General features: G+C 59.4%; 20 protein-coding genes. 7 read left to right on the forward strand and 13 right to left on the reverse strand.

The genetic code is table 11. The features are described from left to right. Nucleotides 1–33 precede the first annotated feature (33 nt). The 4 genes from Mal65_RS03880 to Mal65_RS03895 form a co-directional block, all read right to left on the reverse strand. Nucleotides 34–1425, reverse strand: coding sequence for a DUF1501 domain-containing protein (locus Mal65_RS03880; protein ID WP_145293825.1), 1392 nt, complete (start codon nucleotides 1423–1425; stop codon nucleotides 34–36). Nucleotides 1426–1490: 65 nt separating this feature from the next. Next, a complete protein-coding gene (locus tag Mal65_RS03885; protein WP_145293827.1) occupies nucleotides 1491–4346 on the reverse strand; it encodes a PSD1 and planctomycete cytochrome C domain-containing protein in 2856 nt (951 codons plus the stop codon). A 97-nt stretch (nucleotides 4347–4443) separates the two neighbouring features. After that, on the reverse strand, nucleotides 4444–4677 hold the full coding sequence (locus tag Mal65_RS03890) for a putative signal transducing protein (protein WP_145293829.1): 234 nt from the start codon (nucleotides 4675–4677) through the stop codon (nucleotides 4444–4446). Then, nucleotides 4674–5867 carry a hypothetical protein gene (locus Mal65_RS03895; RefSeq protein ID WP_145293831.1) on the reverse strand — a complete coding sequence of 398 codons (1194 nt, stop codon included), beginning with the start codon at nucleotides 5865–5867 and terminating at the stop codon, nucleotides 4674–4676. Before Mal65_RS03895 ends, Mal65_RS03890 begins: the two co-directional genes overlap by 4 nt. A 318-nt stretch (nucleotides 5868–6185) precedes the next feature. Between Mal65_RS03895 and Mal65_RS03900 the strand changes: the two genes are divergently transcribed. The 4 genes from Mal65_RS03900 to Mal65_RS03915 all read left to right on the forward strand — a co-directional run bounded on the left by Mal65_RS03900 (nucleotide 6186) and on the right by Mal65_RS03915 (nucleotide 8751). Then, nucleotides 6186–6662 (forward strand): hypothetical protein, encoded by a 477-nt coding sequence (locus Mal65_RS03900; protein ID WP_145293833.1) that lies wholly within the window; start codon nucleotides 6186–6188, stop codon nucleotides 6660–6662. 102 nt (nucleotides 6663–6764) lie between these two features. Next, nucleotides 6765–7193 (forward strand): TadE/TadG family type IV pilus assembly protein, encoded by a 429-nt coding sequence (locus tag Mal65_RS03905; protein ID WP_145293835.1) that lies wholly within the window; start codon nucleotides 6765–6767, stop codon nucleotides 7191–7193. Nucleotides 7194–7279: 86 nt separating this feature from the next. Then, entirely contained in the window at nucleotides 7280–8302 is a 1023-nt protein-coding gene (locus Mal65_RS03910; RefSeq protein ID WP_196784544.1) for a vWA domain-containing protein, read from the forward strand. After that, complete coding sequence (locus Mal65_RS03915) at nucleotides 8299–8751, forward strand: TadE family protein (RefSeq protein WP_196784545.1); 453 nt, start codon at nucleotides 8299–8301, stop codon at nucleotides 8749–8751. Before Mal65_RS03910 ends, Mal65_RS03915 begins: the two co-directional genes overlap by 4 nt. A 10-nt stretch (nucleotides 8752–8761) precedes the next feature. Here Mal65_RS03915 and Mal65_RS03920 read toward each other — a convergent pair whose 3' ends face one another. Together Mal65_RS03920 and Mal65_RS26915 are read right to left on the reverse strand one after the other, a co-directional pair. Then, nucleotides 8762–10093 carry an amidohydrolase family protein gene (locus tag Mal65_RS03920; protein WP_145293837.1) on the reverse strand — a complete coding sequence of 444 codons (1332 nt, stop codon included), beginning with the start codon at nucleotides 10091–10093 and terminating at the stop codon, nucleotides 8762–8764. 98 nt (nucleotides 10094–10191) lie between these two features. Further along, entirely contained in the window at nucleotides 10192–13368 is a 3177-nt protein-coding gene (locus tag Mal65_RS26915) for an amidohydrolase family protein (RefSeq protein WP_196784546.1), read from the reverse strand. 239 nt (nucleotides 13369–13607) lie between these two features. On the opposite strand from Mal65_RS26915, the gene Mal65_RS03930 reads away from it, so the two are divergent. Then, nucleotides 13608–15470: a vWA domain-containing protein gene (locus tag Mal65_RS03930; protein WP_145293839.1), complete on the forward strand. Its 1863-nt coding sequence runs from the start codon at nucleotides 13608–13610 to the stop codon at nucleotides 15468–15470. Nucleotides 15471–15505: 35 nt separating this feature from the next. Here the strand turns inward: Mal65_RS03930 and bioF are convergent, their stop codons facing one another. Continuing rightward, nucleotides 15506–16669 carry an 8-amino-7-oxononanoate synthase gene (gene bioF, locus Mal65_RS03935; protein ID WP_145293841.1) on the reverse strand — a complete coding sequence of 388 codons (1164 nt, stop codon included), beginning with the start codon at nucleotides 16667–16669 and terminating at the stop codon, nucleotides 15506–15508. Nucleotides 16670–16746: 77 nt separating this feature from the next. After that, nucleotides 16747–17085 (reverse strand): histidine triad nucleotide-binding protein, encoded by a 339-nt coding sequence (locus tag Mal65_RS03940; protein WP_145293843.1) that lies wholly within the window; start codon nucleotides 17083–17085, stop codon nucleotides 16747–16749. 73 nt (nucleotides 17086–17158) lie between these two features. Between Mal65_RS03940 and radC the strand changes: the two genes are divergently transcribed. Further along, nucleotides 17159–18130: a RadC family protein gene (gene radC, locus Mal65_RS03945; protein WP_196784548.1), complete on the forward strand. Its 972-nt coding sequence runs from the start codon at nucleotides 17159–17161 to the stop codon at nucleotides 18128–18130. A 29-nt stretch (nucleotides 18131–18159) separates the two neighbouring features. On the opposite strand, the gene prfB is transcribed toward radC, so the two are convergent. Continuing rightward, nucleotides 18160–19273 (reverse strand): peptide chain release factor 2 gene (gene prfB, locus Mal65_RS03950; RefSeq protein WP_196784549.1). Its coding sequence is split into 2 segments (ribosomal slippage): nucleotides 18160–19203 and nucleotides 19205–19273, totalling 1113 coding nucleotides; the frame shifts between segments, so codons are not numbered across the junction. Between the two features lie 128 nt (nucleotides 19274–19401). Here prfB and mnmA point away from each other — a divergent pair. Continuing rightward, nucleotides 19402–20541: a tRNA 2-thiouridine(34) synthase MnmA gene (gene mnmA, locus Mal65_RS03955; RefSeq protein WP_145293845.1), complete on the forward strand. Its 1140-nt coding sequence runs from the start codon at nucleotides 19402–19404 to the stop codon at nucleotides 20539–20541. Nucleotides 20542–20568: 27 nt separating this feature from the next. On the opposite strand, the gene Mal65_RS03960 is transcribed toward mnmA, so the two are convergent. The 4 genes from Mal65_RS03960 to Mal65_RS03970 all read right to left on the reverse strand — a co-directional run bounded on the left by Mal65_RS03960 (nucleotide 20569) and on the right by Mal65_RS03970 (nucleotide 23658). After that, on the reverse strand, nucleotides 20569–21087 hold the full coding sequence (locus Mal65_RS03960) for a 3-hydroxyacyl-ACP dehydratase FabZ family protein (protein ID WP_145293847.1): 519 nt from the start codon (nucleotides 21085–21087) through the stop codon (nucleotides 20569–20571). 37 nt (nucleotides 21088–21124) lie between these two features. Continuing rightward, nucleotides 21125–21223 (reverse strand): 50S ribosomal protein bL37, encoded by a 99-nt coding sequence (locus Mal65_RS27435; RefSeq protein WP_390621835.1) that lies wholly within the window; start codon nucleotides 21221–21223, stop codon nucleotides 21125–21127. A gap of 191 nt (nucleotides 21224–21414) precedes the next feature. Beyond that, a complete protein-coding gene (locus tag Mal65_RS26920) occupies nucleotides 21415–22710 on the reverse strand; it encodes a hypothetical protein (protein ID WP_196784550.1) in 1296 nt (431 codons plus the stop codon). Nucleotides 22711–22938: 228 nt separating this feature from the next. Continuing rightward, the gene (locus Mal65_RS03970) at nucleotides 22939–23658 is read right to left on the reverse strand and encodes a hypothetical protein (RefSeq protein ID WP_145293849.1); all 720 of its coding nucleotides are present in this window, start codon (nucleotides 23656–23658) and stop codon (nucleotides 22939–22941) included. Nucleotides 23659–23670 lie beyond the last annotated feature (12 nt).

Below are 23670 nucleotides of genomic sequence, written 5' to 3' on the forward strand. Positions count from 1 at the left end.
CGCGCAAAATGCGTCACCCGCTTCAGCAAACGATCAGGCGATCAGTTCATCGATGACCTGGCCGCCGAACTGGCTGAGCTGTTTGAAGCGTCCGGCGTGATAGTACGTCAGTCGGTTGTCATCCAGTCCCAGCAACCGCAGCAACGTGACGTGAAAATCGCGGATGTGGTGAACGCATTCGACCGCCTCGCCACCGATTTCATCAGTCGCCCCGATGACGTGTCCCGCTTTGACGCCGCCGCCGGCCATCCAGATGGTCATCGCGTTGGGGTTGTGGTCGCGTCCATAGGCCAATCCGCCACCGCGGACACCGTTGTCCGGCGTCCGCCCGAATTCGCCCATCCAAACGATCAGGGTTTCTTCCAGCAATCCACGTTGTTTCAAGTCGGCGATCAACGCAGCGATCGGACGGTCGACCGCGGGAATCAACGCACCGTGTGCCTTGGCCAAGTAGTCATGGGAATCCCAGGTGCTGGCATAAACTTGCACAAATCTCACGCCCTTTTCGACCAGTTTGCGAGCCAACAAGCATCGGCGTGCGAAGTTGTCCGTTGGCTGAACCCCCACGCCGTAATCGCGCAGCGTCTGTTCCGATTCGTCGTCGATATTCAAGACCTCGGGAACTTGCATCTGCATGCGAAACGCCAGTTCGTAATTCATCATTCGAGCCTTCAGGTCTTCATGGCTCGGGTGCAACGATGCGTGTCGTTCATTCAGCTGCTGTAGAAAATCCAAGTTTTCACGTTGGTGTTGTCGGGTGACACCGTCCGGCGGGGCAATGTCCAGGATCGGCGATCCTTTGGGACGCAGCGGCGTGCCCTGCAATGACGTCGGCAGATAACCGTTCGACCAGTTTGCCGAACCGCCTTGGGGATACGCCAATTCGGGCAATACGATGAAGCCTGGAAGATCCTTGTTCGGGCTGCCCAGACCATAGTTCACCCACGCCCCGATCGACGGATCACCGCCAAATCGGTTTCCCGTGTTGACGTGATAGTTGGCCGTCGGATGGTTGACCGATTCGACTTGACATCCGCGATAAAAACAAAGGTCGTCGGCGACCTTGGGCAAATGTTGCCAAGGTTGGCTCATCGGAATGCCCGCCTGTCCGACGCGGCGGAACTTGAACGGGCTTTCGACGTAGTAGCGTGTGCCGCCGCTCATCGCAGATTGTTGTTCCCCCTGACGCTGAAACTTCTTCAGGTGCAACCGGTTCAACGTCGGCTTGGGGTCGAACGTATCGATGTGCGACGGGCCGCCTTCCATGTAAAGAAAGATGCAGTGCTTTGCCTTGGCGTCCGGGAAATGAGGCTGCCGCTGATGCGATTGCCCAGTGGTGTCCTGGTTCGCGTCGGCCAACATCGCGGTGAACGCGGCCGACCCGAGCGAAGCCGAAAGACCGTACAAAAAATCGCGGCGTAGCATGGGGACGATCGGTGGTGGAAGGAGGCAACGGGTGGGCGAAGCGGCGGGTAGGCGACAGTCGGCCGCTAGTACACGTACATGAACTCGTTGGTGTTCAAAAGCATCAAAGCGACATCGGCCAATGCGCGGACATCGGCATCAACGTCCACCGGAAGCAGGTCCGGGACATAGTCATCGTGGGCAAACAATCGCTCGGTGAATTGGAAGGGTTTCCCCGTATTTTCATCGATCGCTTCGCGCACGACTTTTTCAGGGCGATCCGCGCGGCCGACGGTTGTCTTTTGGTGCCAGGGGATCATGCGATCCCAGTGGGCGATCGACCATTCGATTTCTTCATCGGACGGTGGACGCTGCAGGGTCAGGTCGAACAATCGACGGATCACCGCCCTGCGATTGTCTGACTCGACGTCTCGGCGAACACGATCAGCCAATGCCAATGCGCGGTCGTTGGTTTCTTCGCTGTTGATCAACGTGAATGCTTGTGGTGTGACATTGCTTTGGTCACGCAGTTCGCACGACGTTTCGGACCCGGGTTGGTTGAATGTCTCCATCATCGGCATCCGTTGCCCACGCGTTCGATGCACATAGATCGAACGGCGATTTCGACGCTCGGGCAACGGGTCCGCCACGTAACTGGGGGCGAAAGTCCCCATGATCATCCGCGGCTGTAACGAGGCTTCCAAATTCATGTCCGGCCGGATCGGAATTCCACCGACGGCCGGATTCCATTCACCACTGACACGCAGCATCGCATCGCGGATCTCCTCGGCGGCCAACCGCCGCGGCAGGAACCTGGCGTACAGTTCGTCATTCGGGTCGGCTTCGGCCAACAAGGCAACCGACGGATGCGACGCACTGCGGCGATACGCTTTGCTGTTGATGATCATCCGGTGCAACGATTTGATTGACCAACCCTGATCACGGAACTGAACGGCCAGCCAATCCAGCAATTTTGGATGCGTCGGTTTTTTGCCTGTTGCACCGAAGTTGTTCGGGTTGCCCGCGATGCCACGCCCGAAATGATATGACCAAATGCGATTGACGATGACACGCGGCGTCAGCGGATTGTCGGCATCCACGATCCAGCGAGCCAAAGCAAGACGCCGGCCTTTGACAGAGGATGGCATTTGACGGACAACCGTGCCGGTTTCGTCGACGACGCCGGGTAATGCCGACAAGACACCGGGCGATACGGCGGGACCATCACCAAAGGGATCGCCCCCGGTCAAAATATGAGTGTTTGGTGGGGGGCCCTTCATCGCGTTGGCGGGCACCCTAAAACGGGAGTTCATTTGGTTTCCCGGTCCCCGTGTGCCGCTGTAGACGGTGAACGCGTACGGTTCATAGCGATCCATTTCCCAGTCGAATCGCGTTTTCCATTTTCGGCAGATTCTTTCTTTGCCAAGTTCTTCAGGCGTCAGCAAAGGTTGGTTCAACAAATCGTCATCGACCACGCCCGCTTTCTTTGCCGCGTTCATCGAAGGAAAGGGGATGCCTTTGTCGGCCAACCATTCCGCTTCACGCTGACGCTTGATTTTGGAAATCTCCGCCAAGTTTTGTGCGTTGTGTTCGCGTCGTTGTTGGTGGTATCGCCGGTCGTGCGACATGCCGTCACGATTTTCTTCGTCGATCCAGGCCGTTTTGCGTTCGGCGAATTGGGTCGTCGCAAAGGTGGCTTGGATGCTGTAGTAATCGCGGGTCGGGATCGGGTCGAACTTATGGTCATGGCATCGGCAGCACTGCAGTGGTTGTGCCAAGAACACTTGGCCGACCGAATCGGTCACGTCATCCAAGTATTGCTGTCGCGTCACCTTCGCAACACTCATCGCCGTTTGTTCCCAAGGTCCCATCCGTAGGTATCCGGCGGCCACCAGCAATTCGGCTTGTTGTTGTTCGTCCAGATCGCCCGACTGCTTCAATTGGTCGGCCCATTCGTCCCCTGCCAATTGTTCGATCACGAATTGATCGTAAGGCTTGTCGCTGTTGAAGGATCGGATCACATAGTCGCGAAATCGCCAAGCGTTGGGACGTTCCCAGTCGTTGGCGAAGCCGCTGCTGTCGGCATACCGCGTCACGTCCAACCAGTGTCGGCCCCACTGTTCCCCGTAGTGTCGGCTTTCCAACAGTCGGTCGACCAACGTGGCCAACGCCGTGTCATCATCCGCCGGATCATTGATGAACGCGTCGACTTCCTGGGGGCTGGGCGGCAATCCGATCAGGTCAAAAGTCACGCGTCGGATCAGCGTACGCCGGTCCGCCGGCGGTGCAGGTTCGATATCGCGGTCACGCAGCTTTGCGTCGATGAAGCCGTCGATTGACTGATGTTCAAAGCTCCGGTGCAAGGGCTGGAATGCCCACAGGTCTTCCGGCTTGTATTTTCGCTGGGTCCAGTCATCCGCCAGCCCGCCACTGGTTCGCACGCTGACGCCTTCGGCGAAACGTTCATAGATCTGTTGGACCCGGTCTTCGTCCGGCCATGGTGCGCCGGCGTCGACCCACGCCGCGACCGCTTGGACCTGCGTGTCGGTCAAACGGTCGGCTTCCTTGGGCGGCATTTCATACCCGACTTCTTCGCGGGCGATCATCGCGACCAAAGCACTGTATTCGGCTTCGCCCGGTTCGACGATGACGTCACCGTATTCGTCGCCACCGGCCAACATGCCGTCGCGTGTTTGCAGGTTCAGTCCGCCCTGCAGCGGATCGGCGGCGTCGCTGTGGCAACCAAAGCACTTGTCACGTAGCACGGGAAAGACGTCCAGCGCAAAAAGTTTCTCGCCCTCGGTAACGTCCCACGTGTCATCGGTGGCTGGTCCGCTTTCTTGACCGCCGGCCTGCGGCGCCCGGAGCGTGATCGTAAGTGCGAGCAAGATCAGCACCGGCCGAATCAACGCGGCGGCGTGATAACGATTGCCTGACGACATGGACTGTCCTGGGCGTTCGGTGGTGGGGTGGAATAAGGCGGGATGGGGATCGGCGAAGTGATCCGGTGGGCTGGGCGTCGTGGAGGACCTGGCGGAGTTATTCTTCGACTTCTTCGATTTCCGCAATCAATTCGCGAGCCTGATCGGCTTGATCTTCCAACGTCTTGACTTGGACCCAGCCGGGGGCTTCGGCCCGAAAGCCGGCCGTGAAGCCTCCCGTCGCAATCGCTCGAATGCCGTTTTCGGCCAACACACTGACCAAAATGTTTGCGGCGACTTCGGTCGAACGTTCGGCGACCGTCACCAGCCGTTCTTGATTCAAATCGTTCATTCGTTCTTTGCCGCCGAAGGCAACTCGGGAAGGGAGGTGGCGGGAACACTTGGCGCCCAGAGGTCTTCCACTTCTTGTCCGCCACAGTCACGACGCAGCAACAGATAGATGCCGCCGATCAGTCCCCAGCTTAACGCAAACGCGATCACCACTGGCAATAATTTCAGCCCCGCAAGGATCACTCCGGCGAAGCGGCACGGTTCGACGGCGATCGGTTCGACGTTCAATCCAGACGGATCGGACGACGAGACGGCATTGGTGACGATTGCAAAGGGTTCGATTACACCCGCCGCCATCTGTCCGGTGCCGGTCGCAACGATCCCCACCAGCCAGGACACGACGGTGACGACAAAAAAGCCGATCAACAGGTAGGCGACCAAGTGCAGTGGCCGACGAAACAGATTTTCGTAGCCTCGGCTGAGCGAATCCAGCGGGTCCGCCGAAGGCTCGTTGATGATCGCCGCCATCGCCGAAGGGACGGCGACCAGGCTGCCCATTCCCAAAATCCCCGCCGGAATTAACACCAAAAGGCACAGGACCGCCGCGGGAGCGGAAAGCCAGAGGGGGTCGCCCGCGATCGAAACCAACCAGGCGACGGCCGCAACGGGAACCAGCAAAATCCCGGTGCACACGGCGGGTGTGACCATGACCAGCCACGCTTGGGGCGTACGCTGCAGCGCCAGGGGCACGATTCGCGAGATCGATTCGATCGGCCGACCTGCGGTCAGCAGAGCTCCCTGACGAGCCAACGCCAGCATCGGTGTGGTCCAACAAAGCGATGTCCAGATCCACGCCGTCAGCCAGGCCAACCAGGAAAAGCCCGCAAAGCAAAGGACCAACGGATTGATTGATCCGGTGACCGTGCAAAACCAGGACAACGGTTCCGCCGCCGATCCAACCCAAGACGATGCGTCGCCGATGGAAAACCAAGGGCTCAATGGCCCGCCAAAGATCCACAACCCGCCGCCCCAGATCAGCGATGCCACCGTGACGATCAATAGCCAGACGGGCGAACCGGCCAGCCGCAAGACGTTGACCAGTCGGATCCACGGCAACAGATCGGTCCACTGGCGGACACGGTCCAGCATGCTGCCTTCCAAATCGTGGCCGGCATGCGTTTCGACCGCGACGGAGGGTTTCTGGGCGGGCGACTCGTCGTGGGATTCGGAATGAGAGGGGGCGTCCGTCATGACGTTGAGCCGGAATCCTTGGTTGGGAACATCATTCGCGACGCGAACGCAGGGTCACGTCGGGGCGGGTCGTATTGAAAACGACGATTATCGGGCGTGTGGAGCTTTGGCAACATCCCGGCGCGGCGGAAACAACGAACGCGACCCGACGTTTGCCAGGGCCAATTTCTATCCCCCCGACGTCGATGTGGCTGCACGGGGACGGTTTGTGTTCTAGCGTTCGATAAACCGGATTCCCGACCGATCGCTGCAAACACGCGGCATTCGGATTCATCGCGGATTCCATCGACGACTCCGACCCACCGCGACGCCAACGCTATGTCCGCAACCGTAACCACCGCCCGCCGCAAAAAGACGATCGTTGACAGCGAAGTCCAGGGAGGCATTTTGCGAAAAATCGCGCTGCACTGGGTGGCGTTGTTCTTCTGCAACACCTTGGCCTTGATGATTTGGTTGCGATTGTTCGAGCAACCTGAGGCCGGCTGGTCCGAAGCGTTCCAAGAATGCTGGACCCGATTCCTGCCCTTCTTCATCGTGACGATGACGCTGATCCCGGCCTTCATCTGGGACACCTTGAAGCTGACTAACCGGTTTGCCGGTCCGATCAGCCGGTTGCGTCAAGCTCTCCGCGATGCCGGCGAAGGTCGTCCGGTGGGACCGTTGAAGTTCCGTACCAGCGATTATTGGGCGGAGATGGCGGACGACTTCAACCGACTGATTCGCCGCATCGCATCTCAGGAAGCCGGTGCCCGGGACGACTCGGGCAACGGCGTTGATGCCGAAGCTGCGTCTTGATCGAGATTCTCCGGCCGTTCCGATTTCTGGTTCACTCCTATCCACCAAGCGTTGCCGATGTTGTTTCCGCTTCCCACCGGTTCACTCACCGACGATCCAAAGATGCCAGCTCGATTCCAGCACGGTTGCCGGAAATCTCCGGTGCAACACCGCGCTCGACGAGGGGCTGCTGCGGTGGAGTTTGCCGTCTGTCTGCCGGTGCTGGTGTTGCTGGTGTTCGGGTCGATCGAAGCATCCAGCTTCATTTTCTTGAAGCAGTCGATCAGCGTTTCCGCCTACGAAGGCGTTCGTGACGCGATTCGCAACGAAGGCAGCAATGCCACGGCACGACAGCGGATCGAAAATATCTTGAATTCACGTGGCGTCCAAGGCTACGCGGTGGCCTTTCCATCGGGTGAATCTGCCGACGCGGATCGCGGTGACGAAATCGTTGTCGAAGTCAGTGCACCCACACAGCCCAACAGTCCGCTGGCCGGGCAATTCATCGCCAATCGAACGATTCGGTCACGTGTCGTCATGATCAAAGAGTGATGTGTCGATGCCTTGCGATCGCGTCACGATCGATGCTCGCCCGTTCCGCTGTCTCTGTTAACTCCAAAAATGGTTCTGTCCCAACGATGAAACGAACGGCTCCTTCCCGTCGTCGTCGCGGCGCAATGCTGGTCTTGATCGCCGTGATGCTTTTGGGCTTCATGGTGGCGGTGGCCTTCTCCGTCGACGTCGCTCAGATGCACCTGTCGCGTACTGAATTGCGAACCGCGACCGATGCGGCCGCCAAAGCCGCTGCGGCCACTTTGTCGGACACCCTGGACCGCAATCAAGCGGTTCAGCGTGGCCAGCAAATCGCTGCGGCGAACAGCGTCAACGGAGACCCGTTGGTGATTCCCGCCGGCGATTTCCAGTTCGGACGCAGCCAAGAACAAAACGGCGGCCGTTACGCATTCACCGCGGACCAAGTGCCGCTAAACAGCGTGCGTGTGCTCGGACGCCGGACCGCGGATTCGCCGTCGGGGGCCGTGCCATTGTTTTTCGGAAACATCTTGGGCGTCAGTTCGTTTGAACCGGTGGCCAACGCCACGGCGACTTACATCGAACGCGACGTCGTGCTGGTGGTTGACCGCAGCGGGTCGATGGCCGGTCAAAAGTTTGCGGACTTGTCCAACGCGATCAACGTCTTCGTCAACACGCTGAACAACACGCCGGTGGATGAACGTGTCGGGTTGGCTTCCTACAACGACCGTGCCAGCGAAGATGTGCAACTGACCGAGAATTTGGCGGAGATCAGCGTAGCCATGGGGGCGATGCGGGTCGGCGGATTCACCAGCATTTCACGCGGGATGTCCGCCGGTCGTGCCATCATGTTGTCCGGACGATCGCCCGATTTTGTAGAACGCACGATGGTGGTGATGACCGATGGCCGGCACAACCGCGGGCCAGAACCTCGCGTCGTCGCCAATCAATTGGCCGCCAACAACGTCACGATTCACACGATCACCTTTGGCGGCAACGCCGACCTGACGCGGATGCGTGAAGTCGCCACGATCGGTGGCGGCAATCATTACCACGCCGACAACGGTTTGCAGTTGGAACAGATCTATCGCGAAATCGCATTGACCCTCAGCACGATGATTACCGAATGATGTCCAAGCAAATCTTTCCGGCCGGGGATCGCTCGGCAGCAGGGCTTTCCCGCCGACCAGCCACGCGACGTGACCGCCGTGGTGCGACCATGGTGGAATTCGCGGTGACGGCACCGATCGTGTTCCTGTTCTTTTTCGCCGCGTTCGAATTTTGCCGCGTGGCGATGATCCGCCACACGGCCGACAATGCGGTCTATGAAGCCGCCCGGATCGCGATCATCCCCGGTGGAACCGCGGCCGACGCACGTACCGAAGCGGAACGAGTTTTGGGGACCATCGGCGTCACCAATTACAACATCCAAATTCGCCCGGCCCAAATTCAACGGGATACACCGGAGATCACTGTGCAGGTTGATGTGCCGCTGGATCAAAACAGCTTTGTGCCCAATCAATTCGTCGCGGGCCGTTCAATCCGTCGGGAACTGACGATGCGTCGCGAAGGCGTTTGATCGCACCGGTCTAGCGATTCGCTTGCCGGTACTTTTGGCGGTATTTCTGGTGCAGCATCGTATGGCGATTGCTCAGGTCGACGGGGCGTCCGGTGATGAAAGCATCGGTGACCTGTGTCTCCGTTTCCAAAATGTCGCCATCGGCGATCAACAGTGTCGCGTCCTTTCCGACCGTTAGCGAACCGACACGATCTTCGACGCCCAAGATTTCCGCGGGCGACAGAGTGATCGATCGCAAAGCATCCTGACGCGAAAGTCCATAGGCGACCGCACATCCGGCGTGGTACGGCAAGTTTTGCGTCAGCGAAGCACCGCCGGGTGATCCGGATCCTTCGCCCCCGATGGCAAAACGAACGCCGGCACGCTGTAGCCTGGCGGGCAACGTGTAGGCCGCGTCATAACGGTCACTTCGCCGAATCGGCAAACGATAGGTGCCCGGGATCAGAACGCCGATGTCATTAGCCTTCAACAACTCGGCGCACTGTTCGGCGTCGAACCCACCGTGAATGATCAGACGCAGCGATTGTGAGCGACAAAAGGCGACCGCGGATTCAATGGCCGACTGGCGGTTGGCTGTCGCAATCACGGGGACTCGGCCTTCGATAACCGGGATCAGGCTTTCCAATCGCAAATCCGCGTGTGTCCTTTCGCCATCTCGTTGCCGTCCCAGCGCGTATCGTCGTGCTTGGTCCAACCGTTCTGTGAATTCATCCAATCGCTCGTCGCGGCGTGCCAGGTCCGCGTCCCCGCCACGTCCGGTGATGTGGTCCCAGTTCAGACACAACCCCGAGGGTGCCGACAGCACCATATCTTGATAGGTCCAGCCGTCCAGCATCATGACCGCCGATTGGCCACGAATCCATCGTCCCAGCGGCGCGACGTTGGCCAACAACACCCCGCCGGACCTGGCGACGGGGATCAATTCGCTGTCCGGGTTCACGGCCACCCATGATTTTGCGTTGGGATTGATGCTGCCGAATTCGGTGTTGTCGACTGTCGCACTTTGGTTGCTGATTTCACGCAGCCCCAAATCGGTCATCGATTCGATCAAGCCGGGATAAACATGCTTGCCCGCCGCATCAATGATTTTTGCGTTGTCGGGAATGTCGATATCCGAACCGATCCCGGTGATCCGGCCGTCGTCAAACAGCAAGTCACCGTTTTGCATCACGGGTTGATCGACCCGATGCAGCGTGGCGCCGCGAATGACGATGGGACGCGACTGTGGCGGCGCGGGAACTTGATCGCTGGCCGACACGACCGACAGACAGATCCATCCGATCGCAGCCACCCACAGACGTGCCGAAGGGATCGCGAAGCGTTGTGTGATAAAGCGGTGCATGTCGATTGGCTCGATCTGATATGGGGGCATTCGACTTGGATGGAAGCGGCGGACGGAGGCGGTGTCCGATACGGTCAGTGGATTGGGGCGTGAACCGTTCATTGCTGTCGCGTGGTGCAAAAAGCGTCGTAACGCAGCCAGCGATCTTCTTCGGCCACCGTTTTGTCGCCAGTTGCGTCGTCGCCGGACGGTTTGCCGTCAGCCAGAACCTTTTGGATCAGTGTTTGCCGTAGTGTTTGGTCACGCTGGTGCCACTGTGCTTCTTTGTCCAAGCTGAAATAGCAGCGGCCGTCGATCCACGTTTGTTCACAGCGTGTGGTGGTCGACAGTGGCGGACCGCTCCAGATCACCAAGTCGGCGTCTTTGCCAGATTCGATCGAACCGACCCGGTCGTCGATGCGCAGTTGCCGTGCAGGATGCAGGGTGACAAAACGCAAGGCTTGGGTGGCCGCGACACCGCCATACTTGGTCGCTTTCGCGGCTTCGGTGTTCAAGTGCCGGCCCAGTTCCGCGTCGTCGCTGTTGTAGGAAACCACCACGTCCGCATCGTTCATCAACACGCCGTTGTAAGGGATCGCGTCGTAGACTTCGAACTTATAAGCCCACCAGTCCGAAAACGATGAACCCATCGCACCGTGTCGTTTCATCGCATCGGCGACTTTGTAGCCTTCCAGGATGTGCTGCAACGTGCCGATTTGAATGCCGAATTCTTCCAACAATGACAGCGTTGCCAAGATTTCGTCCTGACGATAACTGTGACAGTGAATCCAACGTTCGCCACGCTGGACTTGTGATAACGCGTCCAATTGCAAGTCACGACGTACCGGCAACTGGTGCGTGGAAGGATCCGACATGGAACGTCGACGGTGATCGTACTGCCGTGCGGCCAAAAGCTGATCGCGAATGATCTCTTGCACGCCCATCCGTGTGTTGGGGTATCGCCCTGGGTTCCGCTTGACGTTTTCTCCCAAGGCAAACTTGATTCCCGCCGGCGCGTCCTTGAACCGCAGTTGATCCATTCGTCCGCCCCATCGCATCTTGATCACTTGGTTCTGGCCGCCGATCGGATTGGCGGATCCGTGCAAGATGTTGGCGGTGGTGACGCCACCGGCAAGGTGCCGAAAGATAGTGATGTCACTGTCGTCGATGAAATCACCAATGCGGACTTCCGCCGAGACGGCTTGACCGCTTTCGTTCACGCCGCCATCGGTTGCGATGTGCGAATGACAGTCGATGATCCCCGGGGTGATGTGTTTGCCGTCGCATGAAACCACCGCGCCGTTGTCTGTGGTCTTCAAGTCGGTTCCCACCGCCGCGATTTTGCCGTCGCGTATCAACACGTCTTGGACTTTTGGATCGTCGTCCGCGCAGGTCCAAACGGTGGCCCTCGTCAACAGAACTTCGGCCGGCTGATCGGGCAGACCGGTCGTGCCGTAAGCCCCCAAGGGATGCAGCAGGGGAATGTCGTCGGTCTTGGCAACCTCGCTGTCCTCAGCCGATTCCTTTGCGGTGTCAGCCGAAGTATCACCGTCTTGGGTTTCCGAGACGTCTTTATTGGCCGCTGGTTGCAACCGAATCGACCAACGCCGGCCATCGGCGGTGACCAGGGTGCCATCGACTTTGGGTTCACGATCGCGGGTGAACGTGATGAGTTCAAGCAATGCTGTGCCGGGCTGTAGGGCAGTGTCGGTCACCTTGGCAAAGTCGGCTTGGTCGATCGTTCCGGTCAGACGAATCTGGTTGCGCCGGACGTCGTCCAGAGAAACCGGTTTAGGTGTCGACGCCTTTTCATCATCACTTGCCGGCTCAGATTCAGCTTCACTGATTGCAGGGTTTTGCACCTGAGCGGACCAGCGGTTTCGCTTGTCGCGTTTGATCGTCAGCACAAAACGCGTTTTTCGGCCGTTTACGGTGCCCGACGCAGTCCAGCGTCCCGGCAGCGGGTCGTTGTTCGTCTGCCCGTTGCGATCGCCCCAGAAACTTTTCCCCGCGACAAAGGTTCGGATGACTTTGGCATCGGAGTGGTCCCACGGTTGGTCAGTGAGAAACAGATTGGCAAGTTTCCCCGCTTCGATGGTTCCGGCGTCATCGGCGATGCCAAGCAATTGTGCCGGCACCGTTGTCACCGCGGCCAAGGCAGCCGATTCATCCAAGCCATGTTCGATGGATCGGCGAACGGCCTTCAAGAAGCCTTCGCCATCGTCCAAACCGTCGGTCGTCAGGCAAAACGGGACGCCGGCGACCGACAAACGAGCCGGATTGCTGGGCGCATGATGCCAGTGCAACAGCGTCTGTAGTGTCATGTCATTCTGCGCCGATGCCATCGCAACATCGGGCTTGTCGGGAAAGTCGACCGGGACAAGGATCGGTCGGCCGGACTTGACGATGTCGTCGATCGCCCGATATTCCCGACCGCTGCCGTGGATGATGGTCTTCAGGGAAAATTCGCGAGCGATCTTGTCCGCACGTACGGCCATGCGTTCGTTGGGGGCATCAAACACGAACGTGCATCCGTCGATTTGGTCAACCAACGTTTCTAAATCGGAATTACGTTCCGGACGCGGCAGGGTGCGATCGGCTTGGTATGCGGCCCATGCTTTTGCGTACCAGTCAGCGTCATAAAAAGTTTGGCGCACCAGCGACGTGGCACCCATCGGCGAATTTGGATAGGTTTCGCCTGACAATCGCTGGCGCGGCACGGTCAATTGGACGTGGACCCAGCGTGGATCGGACAGGATCTGTCTCTGGGTTTCATCGTCCGTCATCAGTCGCAAGACGCTGCGGCCTTTGACAATGCGACCGGCCGGCGCGACCAATCGAATGGCAATGCCCTGTTGTCGCAGACTTTGCATGGCGGACGAACCGACGACCGATCCATCGTCCGCATTGCGGCGAGGCGTCACGTATCGGTTCCAGTAGCCACCGGCTTGTTGCCCCGACGACCAATCAACATCGGTTTCGCTGTAGGCGTCGATCAAACCTGGATAAATGTATCGGCCGGTGCAGTCGATCTGTCGGGCGTCCGGGGGGACGTTGATGTTCGGTCCCACATCCAAGATCCGGTTGCCGTCGATCAAAACGGTCGCCTGGATCGGATCGGCTTCAGGGCTTTGCCGCACCGTCGCCCCGGTCAACGCCGTCAACGTGGGCTCGCTTTCTCGCAGTCCCACCGTCGGCCGAGTGTTCAAAGGGGACTGTGCCGAAGAAACTTGGTGCGTGATGCCGAAAAGAAAAATCAAAACAGACAGGCTGATCGTTTGTCGAATGCCGGTCATGTCATCTCCGGGTGGCGTTGGGAACGGCGTCGGCGGCGCATCGGTGACGTCGGCCGCGAATTGCGGAAGGACTCAAGATAATCAGTCGTCGGCCTTTCCGTGGTCGGTCAGCGCCCGGGCGATTGATTCGATTTGCGTTCAGGCGACGTCCCCCTTAGTTTCAAACCAGACCGCCGTGGCCACCGCACGGATGATTTCGCAGTGATTCTTTTCCCCGCAACCGAGTCGCGAACCCGACGATGAATCGTCCAGGACACCGCCGACCGGTTTGGCAAACCATGTTCGTACGCGTTCGTCCTTGGGCGATTTCGCTGGCGTGCCATTTGGCTTTGCTGCTGTTTCTGGCCTGGTGGGTTTTGCCCACGTGGTCGGGTGGTTCGCCGCTGTTTCTGGCCGGACGCTTTGAAGACGCGGCGCAGCGGAACGATGTGGCGTTGGAGGTGCTTCCTGCGGCCGACCCGGAACCTTCTGCAAAGTCAGAAACGATATCGGCCAGCCAGTCCGACGCTTCGACACCCGATCCCATGCCGTTACCCAAAATTGAAACGGCCGATCGCCCGGTTGTCCCCGTGAAATCCACCGATGTCGACACGATGGCCGAAAGTCCGGCGCCGGTTTTGGCGACGGCGGACTTGGCCGATGGCGCCGGGCTGCATGCCGCCGATGGAGTGGCCCAGGCCATGGAAACGGTCCAGGCGGCAATCAAGGGGCAATTAACTCAGGGAGATCTGTTGGTCGCTTGGTTGTTCGATTCTTCGACCAGTCTGAAGGAGAATCGTGCGGTGATGGCGAATCAGGCATCGGCGTTCTTTAACGAACTGAAGCTTTCGTCACGGTCCAAATCGGTTTACCAGGGACAGTTGTACGGGGCCGTGATTGCATACGGTCGTCGCCACCAAGAGATACAAAGACCGACCAAGGAAATGACGGACGTCCTAGCGGCCATGCGTCGATTGCCGGTCGATTCGTCGGGGTATGAAAACGTGATGGGATCCATTCAAGACACGCTACGGCAGTATCGCGATCGCCGGGTCGGTCCCGATCGAATGATGATCGTCATCTTGACCGATGAATCCGGAGATGATTTGCCGATGCTGGAAAACACAATTCAGCATTGTCGCCACTATCGGGTGGCCGTTCACGTCTTGGGGGCCACGTCCGTCTTTGGACGCGAGATCACCCGGCAAGTGATCGACGGTCGTCGCGTGGCGCGTGTTCGCAAAGGTCCGGAAACGCCAATGCCGGAGACCTTTCTGGCTGGCTTTTGGTATCAAAACGAACCACCAACCGACCGGCGACACGCCAAAGCGTTTCCTTGGTGTGGTGGCATCTTTCGCGAAGCGGTTCCATCGGGTTTCGGCACCTATGCCTTGTCGCGTTTGGCGGTGGAAACCGGCGGCGGGTACACGTTGTTTGATCGGAAAGATCCGGATCCGGCCATCGGTCAGTACGACTTGATCGATTCCCCCGGCTATCATCCCAGCCTGCAGTCGGCCGAAGACTATTCGCGTGAGGTCCGAACTTCGTCGCTTCGGCAGTACGTTTTTCAGGCAGTTCAAATCAGCCTGGATCCAAATTTTCCGGCACCGCCACCGGCGCAACTGCCGTCTGCCTATTATCGGGTCGACCCGTTCCGGATGGATGCACCGGAGGATCATTTGCGACGTGTGGGAGAACGCAACCAGTACGTGCAATCGCTGGACGAAGTCACACGGTCCCTGATCGCCGCACGGGACCGCTTGCTGGTGTTGGAACGCAACTTTGAGGCGGTTCAAGATTGGCAGCCGCTGTGGGACGCGGAGTCATCACCGCGATGGAAGGCCGCGTTCGATTTAACGCGTGGGCGTGTGTTGGCGTGGATCGTGCGAACCAACGAATACTTAGCGGCGACGCGATCGATTTCCACGGGGGCGATGGAGGTCGCCAACCATGTTCGCTGGATTCCCACGGATGTGTTGCAAGTCCCGTTGAATCGTCCGCTGGCCGGGCAAGCACGCAAGCATCTGGATCGGTGCGTCCGTCTGCACGCGGGAACCCCTTGGGCAACGTTTGCGGACTGGGAATTGCAGATCCCAATGGGCACCCGAGTCCAGGTTCGCTGATCAACGTGTCGGGTCCAGTTTCTTTCGGACCTTGTTCATGCCTTGGTCAAGCGTGCCAGCGCCGACGCCAAGTGATCGACGTCTTCATCGGTGTGGATGGCCGAAAGCGAGATACGTAGTCGGGCGGTACCGGTGGGGACCGTGGGCGGACGGATCGCGGGTACGTAGAAACCGGCTTGCTGCAGTTCGAATGACGCTTGGGTCGCTGCGGAATCATTGCCAACGATGTGGGCAATGATGGGGACTTCGGCCGCCGGGTCGCCGGGAACACATTGCTGGCCGATCGCTTCACGCAGACGGCGGGAAAGTCGGCGTACGTGGACGCGGGGTTGCGGGTCGCTTTGAATCTGATCAATCGATCGTTGGGCGGCGGCGACCGCACCGGAGGATAACGATGTGCTGAAAATAAGTGGCCGGCAATGGTTGATCAGATAATCAATCACCGCTTGGGGCCCGGCGACAAAACCACCCTGTGCACCGATGGATTTGCTAAGCGTTCCGATTCGAACCGCGATTTCATTCTTCAGACCCAACATCTCCACCACACCAGATCCAGCTTGGCCAAAGATGCCGGTGCCGTGTGCTTCATCGACAATCAGGTCGGCGTCATATCGCTGTGCGACTTCGACCAAATCGGCCAGCGGTGCGATGTCGCCGTCCATGCTGAAAATGCTGTCAGTCACGATCCAGACGCGCTGGCCGGCCCGCGCGGTTTGTTGCAATTGCTGCTGGACGAAAGCGACATCGCCGTGCGGATAGACCACCACATCGGCTTTGGACAAACGGCATCCGTCGATCAGGGATGCATGATTCAGTGCGTCGCTGAGGATCAAATCGCCCGGTGCCGCCAGCGTGGCGATTGTTCCACTGCAGGCGGCAAACCCACTGGGGAACAGCACCGCCGATTCGGTCGATTCCAATGCCGCAATCGATTCGGCCAAGCGATGATGTTGCAGCGTCCACCCGCACACCAGGGCGCTGGCGGTGCTGCCGGCGATGTTGTTGGCGGCGTGTGTCGATGGCGATGGGGTCGCCGAGGCCAACGCAAAGCCCAAATAATCGTTGCTGCCGAAGTTCAGTAAACGTCGGCCGTCGTCATCGACCAAAAATCGCCCATCGATACGTCGGGGAATCAAACGTCGACGCCGGCCTCGAGATTCCAGATCGGCAAGGTCGCTGGTGAAACGATCCAGGTTCATCACTATCGATTTTTCCCATCGCATCGCTTGGCGATGACGTGTCAGCGGCCGCGTGACGGATTAGCCCGGCGGCCAGGTCAGCCCGGCGGCCAGGTCAGTTTGCGTCCGCCCAAGACGTGAAAATGCAAATGGGGAACTTCCTGGCCGCCGTCGTCGCCGCTGTTGCAGACCAGACGATAGCCACCGTTCAGCCCTTCGGCCTGGGCGACTTTGTGGGCCACCATCACGCATCGACCCACGATCGCTTCGTCTTCGGGGGTCAATTCGGCCAGCGACACGATTTCCTTTTTAGGAATCACCAGAATATGAGTCGGGGCTTTGGGGGCAATGTCGCGAAATGCAAGTGTCAGGTCGTCTTCGTAAACGATGTCGGCCGGAATTTCTCGCTGAACGATCTGAGTGAACAAGGTTGCCATGGGGACAATCCGTGCGGCGCGGAATCGGCAAAAATGGATGACGCGATGACTATACCCCAAGTTGATTGTGTCCATGAGTATGGGAGCCGTCGGAACGATGGAAGATCCACGTCGCCAACGATTGACCAATGTGTTGCAGCCCCTGGCGCGATACGAACGATTCACACGGGATGAGGCCGCGGAACTGGTCGCCGATGCGGATCCCGGATTCGTCACCCGCACGCTGAATGAGATGGTCCGCGACCAAATGCTGGAACAGTACCAGTTGGCCAGTGGTGAATCGTACCGCTGGACGGTTCGCGATCCGGACAAAGAGGTTCAGCTGTGGATCGATCGTCAGATCTGTGGCGATCAAGTCAAACAGATGCCGGTCAACGAACGGCCACGTGAACGATTGCTGAACGAAGGCGTCGCGGCACTATCTAACGCGGAATTGTTGGCCATCCTGATTCGCGTGGGCGTGCGAAACGAATCCGCGACGACCGGCGGTCGCAAGGTGGCCAATCGTTTTGCCGAAGATCTGATGGCTTTGCGGACGTCATCACACGAGGATCTGCGTCAGATCAGCCCGGCGGTGACCAAGCCCAGTTATTGCCAGATCATGGCAGGCATCGAGCTGGGACGAAGGGTTGCAGCGGAGGAGGCCAACCGCGAACCGGAAATCGATCGCATCACCAGCACGACCGAAGCGATCGCATTTTGCTCGCGGCGATTCGCGCACTTGGCGGGCGACGCGGTTCAAGAAGAATTCCACATCGTGACCCTGGATACCAAGCACCAGCCGCTGCGGACGCATCGCATCACCGTGGGAACGTTGGACGCCAGTTTGGTTCACCCGCGTGAAGTGTTCCGGCCGGCCATTCGCGATGCCGCGGCGGCCGTCTTGCTGGTGCACAATCACCCAAGCGGTGATCCGACGCCCAGTCGCGAAGACCACGCGGTGACCGATCGGTTGACTGAGGCGGGAAAGCTGATCGGGATCACCGTTCTGGACCATATCGTGGTCGCACGGCGGGCCAGTGTCAGCCTGCGTGAAAGCGGCTGACACCGGCGTGATGTCCGCGGCGTGGTCCCTCAGTCGGTCTTGACTTCCTTGCCCGCACGGAAACGCAGAAACGCGTCCAAGAACCCTTGCAGTTCGCTGCCGTCCATGACGCTATTGAAACTGCCAACGTAGTGGCCGGTTCGGGCGTCTTTGACACGTTGGTCGGGGTGCAAGAAATAGTTGCGAATCTGGCTGCCGAATCCGGTTCGGGCTTGCGATTCGTATTTCTGTGCCACCTCGGCCTCGCGTCGTTCTTCTTCCAGACGCGCCATCTTGGCCCGCAGCATCTTCCAAGCGGTTGCCCGGTTTTGGTGTTGGCTGCGCTCGTTCTGGCACTGCACGACGATGCCCGACGGTTCGTGAGTCAGACGCACGGCACTGTCGGTTTTGTTGACGTGCTGGCCACCGGCACCACCGGCCCGATAGGTGTCTTCGCGGACGTCCTTCTTTTCGATTTCGACTTCGATCGAATCGTCGATTTCCGGTGCAACGCTGACGGCAGCAAAGCTGGTTTGACGTTTCCCTTCGCTGTTGAACGGGCTGATCCGGACCAGCCGGTGCATGCCTTCTTCGCCTTTGAGGTACCCATAGGCCATCGGGCCGCGGATGGCGACCGAAGCATGGTTGATCCCCGCTTCTTCGTTCTCCTGGCGGTCCAGCAGTTCGATTTTGAATTCCTGACCGACCGCCCAGGCGCTGTACATCCGCAGCAACATGTCGGCCCAGTCGTTCGCATCGGTGCCGCCGTCGCGGGCATTGATGGTCAGGATCGCGCCGGCTTGGTCGTTGGGGCCGTTCAGCAGGGCTTTCAATTCCAGATCGTCCAGGACGTCTTCCAGCCGACTGATTTCCGATTCGACTTCCGCCGCAATCGATTCGTCTTCCTCGGCCATTTCGAACAAGGCATCCATGTCTTCGACAGCCGTGGACAGCTCATCCATGGGGGTGACGACCGACTTCAATCCCTTTAACGTGGCGATGGTCGCTTGCGCTTCTTCGTTGTTGTCCCAAAAATTGGGCTCGCCCATCTTGGCCTCGATGGCCTTGATTTCGGATCGCTTGCCAGCGTGGTCAAAGAGAGTCCTGCAGTTGTGTCAAACGCTCGCGGATCGCTTCGCTACGTTGAACCAGTTCGGCGTCCATGACGTCAGTGACTCCCGGGGATTTGTTTTGGGACGAAGTGAAGCGGCCACCCTTTCGGACGGTTACCGGCGATGCGATGGGCCGCATGGAACCAACACGTTTAGGACTATACAGCACACGGACACAAAATGGCACGAGTGGTTCTGGCAATGAGCGGTGGAGTCGATTCCAGCGTGGCGGCACACCTGCTGACCGATGCCGGCCATGACGTGATCGGCGTCTTCATGCGGCACGGCGAGGAATCCGCCCAGCAGTGCCGCGTCGATGATTCCGGCGGACCCGCCGCCGGATTGCCTGTCGTCGCGCCGATGGCTCACGGGCGTGCCGATCACAAGCAGGGATGTTGCAGCGCCACCGACGCGGCCGATGCCCGTCGCGTTGCGGCAAAGTTCAAGATCCCGTTTTATGCGTTGGATCTGCAGCAAGATTTTCGCCGGATCGTCGACTACTTCGTCGATGATTATTTAAACGGCCGGACGCCCAATCCGTGTGTGAAATGCAACCACTGGATCAAGTTCGGGCGGCTGTTCGACTATGCCGCTGGTGTCGATGCCGACTATGTGGCCACCGGCCACTATGCACGAATGGTTCGCGATGGCGGTTCCAGCCGGCTGCACCGTGGACGCGACCAGAACAAGGATCAATCGTACGCGTTGTTCGGGATCGGACGCGACCGGCTGTCACGGATGATGTTGCCGGTGGGGGATTTCACCAAGCCACAGATTCGTGAAATGGCCGAATCCTTGGGGCTGGGTGTCGCCACCAAGAAAGACAGCCAAGAAATCTGCTTCGTCACCCAGGGGCACCACAGCGATTTCGTCAAAGCCCGCCGTCCGGAAATGGTGGGGGCAACCGCCGGTGATATCGTGACCACCGAAGGTGACGTCGTGGGTCAGCACGCGGGGATCGAAGCCTTCACCATCGGCCAGCGAAAAAAACTGGGCGTGGCAATGGGGGAACCTTACTTCGTCGTCCGCATCGACCCGGATACGAAGCAGGTGGTCATCGGCAAGAAGCCGGAATTGCAGCGTCCGCGTCTGAGTGCGGTCGACGGGAACTGGCTGGTCGACCGTTCGGAATTACCGCCCAAGGTCGGCGTTCAGATTCGCTACAACAGCACGGCCAAGCCGGCCAGCGTCCAGTGGGCCAACGAAACGGGGACCGAGTTCGAAGTTCAATTCGATGACCCGCAAGAGGCGATCGCACCGGGACAGGCCGCGGTGGTTTACGACGGGGATCGCGTGCTGGGCGGTGGATGGATCCGGTAAGCGAATCGGATCGTTGATGGTGTCCGGTCAGGACGTCGATGCTTGGCCGGTCACATGTTCGACCGGAATGCTGATGCCGCGCAGCACACCTTCGACGACCAACTTGCCGTCGACGGCGCCTTGGAATCGGGCCACGATCATGCGGCCGCGGCGAACCTTTTCCAAGCAGACCATGATGATCAGCCGGTCGCCGGGGGTGACGACGCCACGGAACCGGACTTCGTCCAAGCCGCCGAATCCGACCATGGCCGAACCCAACAGATCGTGTTTGGACGCGTGATAGCTGGACAACTGCGCGGCGGCTTCCAGCATAATCACACCGGGCATCAACGGCATGCCGGGCATGTGGCCACGGACCCAAAATTCGTCCGCGGTGATTTCTTTCAGCGCGGCGCTGACATTACGGTCCAGATCCTCGTACAGGATCGCCGTCAGCTGTTCCATCTCGTGACGCTGTGGATTGACCGCCCGAATCGCTTCGATATCCGCGATTGGTTTGTCGGGATCCAACAGGTCCAAATCGATGATGAATTCGTCTTTTGCCACGCCGCTATCTTCCCAGGCTTCGTCAAGTCGAACGCGATCAGGTCTTGATCTTCTTACGCTTTGCCTTGCGGGCTTTGGCGCTAGCGGGACGTCGGCCGTGATTGGCTTTTTTCAGCTTGTGTTGCGGTTTTGCCATGAAAACGTGCCCTCGCGGGGCGGTCGTCGTGGGGAATGAATGTGGGAGGTGATCGGGCAAGTTAGCAAATTCGCCTCTGCGGCGGTAGGCTTCGGCGGCCATAAACGCCAATGAAACCCGCCGCTGCTTCCGCGAGAAGGCCGGATCCCGGCCGCCAGGGTGACGACCGTCTTGGCCAGGAAAGCATCGACCTAGCGAAGGTAGCGGGCCGCGGCGGCGTCATACTGAACGGCTTCCGACGCGGTCCCGCGCCAAGCATCCTGGTCCATATCGCCGGCCCGAAGTGCTCGAGCCTGGCCCTGAGCGGGCGCCGGGAAATCGCCGCGGGCGATTCGCTGTTCGGCTTGCGGGTGGGCGGTCGAATAGAACTGGTCGCCGCGAACCGATGGCGGCGGTGCGATCGCCGACAGGGCCGTGCCCGACGGCGGCGTTTGGATGGGGGTACTGGCGTGTCCGGACGATCGACCAGGTTCGGCCGCGGCGGTTTGCGGCGATGCCGGATTGGCGGATGCAGATGCCGAGGACGCAGATGCCGTGGCGGCGGGGTTGTCGCGATTTCGCAAGTACCAGCCGCGTCCGGCCGTCCCGCCGTCACCGCTGGGGGCGGGTTCGGTCGCGCCGGCCAAACGGACCGACGGCGGATCATTGCGGCGTGTGGTGTTCGTCGCGGCGGCCAGCGTGACCGGCGATGTGGCGGCGTCGGACTTCACATACGCGTCGACGTCACCGCTGCCGTCGGCGACCCAGGCCAACCAGTTTTCTTGTAATTCGCGGAGCGATTCGTACCCGTAGTGTTTGCGGACGTTCTGGGTCCACGACGGCTGTTTCATGTAATCATCCAAAAAGCGGATGAACGTTCTGGCGTCTTTCTGGGCGATCAAGAAACGGCAAACGGAATAGCCTTGGGCGTACATCGGCAGGATGTCGCTGGGGTATTCCTTCATCAAGAACAGCTCGTTCATCTTGATGCCGCGCCGAGTGTGCAGGAACTCGCGCAGTTTGATTTCGTGCTTGCGTTTTTCGTCGGGATGTTCCACCGTCGTACAGATGCCTTCGTCGGCCCAACGCGGCAGCGGTCGCCCGAAATGGGTCGCCAAGACCGTGTGCGTGATCTCGTGCGGCAGCACGCTGTCCAGGATCCGCTGAGGGGTGCCGACGACTTCCATCCGGAAATCACGAACCGGTTGCGGGTTGTAGGTGGTCACGCCTTGAGCCGGATAGTTTCCCGCGACGACGTTGATCGGGCACGGCGATGGCCAGTCCGGCAACACGCGACCCAGCCAGTGCATCGCCAAGTCTTGGCGGTACTTTTCGGCCGAACGGGCGACTTGTTGCGCCAATTGCGGCGTCGGTGCGTCGACCATGAAGTTGATCGTGCGTGCCTTGGCAGCGGTGGCGAACGATGTCGGCATCAACAGCCAAATCATCCAACCGAGTGCGAGGCAAACCGATCCGCCGGTGCGGCGTGAGCGAAAAACGGCATCCATGCCCAACGTTTCTCCGTCCTGGAGGTTGTGTTGTCCTGCCAACGCGAGCCGGACCGACGTCTTGTCGGCTGATCCCGCCGGTGACTTGAGCCGCAGTCTAGGAGAAGCACGTGAAAAGTTGAAAGACGGATCTGCTGATCCAAAATCACGCGTTTCACGTCGGTGTTGTCGCCGGAAACCCGCGAAATAGCGGATCCCTGTGACTGCGAAACTGAAAAACGAAATTCGTCAAAAAGAAGATTCTTGGTGCCCGTCGGTCGATGGTGCGCCGAAATAACCGGCCACCTGAGGCGATCCCAGGTAATGCCGCCCCCACAGCATCAACCCGATTTTGACGGTCGCCCACACCAACCAAAAAACCAGCCCGGCCCACATGAACGTGGTCGTCAGATTGGCGAATCCGGGCATCTGTTGGGATGATTCGCGAAAATACCGTTCCATGATCGGCATATTGGTCGCTTGTTGAAATCCGGCCAGGATCACGCGAATCACCTCCAGAACCGCGGCTGCCAGGAATGCTTTGCGCAGGCATCCGACCGACCAAAGCCGACGCATTGCGATGCCCGCGCCGCCGGCGACCAAGCTGAAGGCAATCGTGATTCCACCCAACAGCAGCAACACGTTGGGGATCATGAACCGACGATTGGTTTCTTGCAGTTCCATTTGCATCCGGGCCTGTGCGGTGTCCCCGGAACTTGCCGCCATTTCGGCGAACAGGTCACCCAGGAACAGGCCGCCGATTCCCAGTATGCCCTGCAGAGTTCCGAACACGCCGAACAGCAAGCACAGCACCATGATGATGGTCAGACCCAACGGCCGAATCGGCGGGCCGGTGTACGCCTGTGGCGGTGCGGCACCGACATTGCCGATCGGATCCCCGGCAACGTTGGCGGTGAAGACGTCGTCGGGAACGCCTTCGCCACGGTCGGACGGTTCTGGGCTTGGCATCACGTCGGCTCC

The sequence above is a fragment of the Crateriforma conspicua genome, assembly GCF_007752935.1.
GTDB classification, from domain to species: domain Bacteria; phylum Planctomycetota; class Planctomycetia; order Pirellulales; family Pirellulaceae; genus Crateriforma; species Crateriforma conspicua.